Origin of the sequence: Streptomyces sp. NPDC057010, assembly GCF_042673805.1 — a bacterium.
GTDB lineage: Bacteria > Actinomycetota > Actinomycetes > Streptomycetales > Streptomycetaceae > Streptomyces.
In genome coordinates this window covers 1-1,023 of sequence record NZ_JBHUSC010000150.1, presented here as the reverse complement: position 1 = coordinate 1,023, position 1,023 = coordinate 1, and the positions used below count along the sequence as shown (strand labels likewise).

The window sequence follows — 1,023 nt, the reverse complement described above, 5'->3', positions numbered from 1 at the left end:
GCCGTTCATCCTCAGCACGCCCCGGCTCCGCGACGAGCGCACGGTGTTCAGCAACATGGCCTTCGACGACCGCGCGCTCGACACGCTGTTCCGCATGCGCGACACGCCCGGCAGCTACGCGAAGATCGTCGACCTGATGCGCGTGGAGGAGAAGGACGAGCCGCTGTTCCGCTCGTTCTTCGTCGAGGAGGCGCCGGCGCCGAAACCGGATCGTTCGTTCGACGGCGACGACATCCGCATCCGCTACTACGGCCACGCGTGCGTGCTGATCCAGAGCCGGGGCGTGAGCATCCTGATCGATCCGGTGATCAGCTACGGCTACGACACCGCGCTGCCGCGCTATACGTTCGCCGACCTGCCGGACCAGATCGACTACGTGCTGATCACGCACAGCCATCACGATCACATCGTCCTCGAAACGCTGCTGCAGCTTCGCCACAAGGTCAAGACCGTGGTGGTCGGCAGGAATCTCGACGGCTTTCCGCAAGATCCGTCGATGGAGCTGGCGTTGCGCAAGCTCGGCTTCGACGACGTGCTGGAAGTTCGGGATGCGCAGGAAATCAAGGTGCCCGGCGGCGCCATCACCGCCATTCCGTTCATGGGCGAACACAACGACCTGGCGATCCACAGCAAGCAGAGCTTCATGATCCGCTTCGGCTCGCGCTCGGTGCTGTGCATCGCCGATTCGTGCAACCTGGACCCGCGCCTCTACGAGCATGTCTTCCGCCTCGCCGGCAAGCCGGACACCCTGTTCGTCGGGATGGAAACCGAGGGCGCGCCGCCGTCATGGGTCTACGGCCCGCTGTTTCCCAAGGCGCTGCCGCGCGACATCGATCAGTCACGCCGGGCACGCGGCTGCCAGTTCGGCGAGGCCGCCGCGCTGGTGGACGATTTCGCGTTCAACGCGGCGTACGTCTATGCGATGGGTCAGGAGCCCTGGCTGAACCACCTCCTCGACAACACCTTCGACGAAAACTCGCCCAGCCACATCCAGTCCACCCAGTTCGTCGCGCACTGCAAGGC

The 1,023-nt window shown here is 64.9% G+C and carries 1 protein-coding gene; it reads left to right on the top strand.

What is annotated here, in order from left to right:
• Nucleotides 1-1,023 (top strand): MBL fold metallo-hydrolase (locus ACFTXQ_RS36730; protein ID WP_382650050.1); only part of this gene is annotated, 1,023 nt, incomplete at both ends.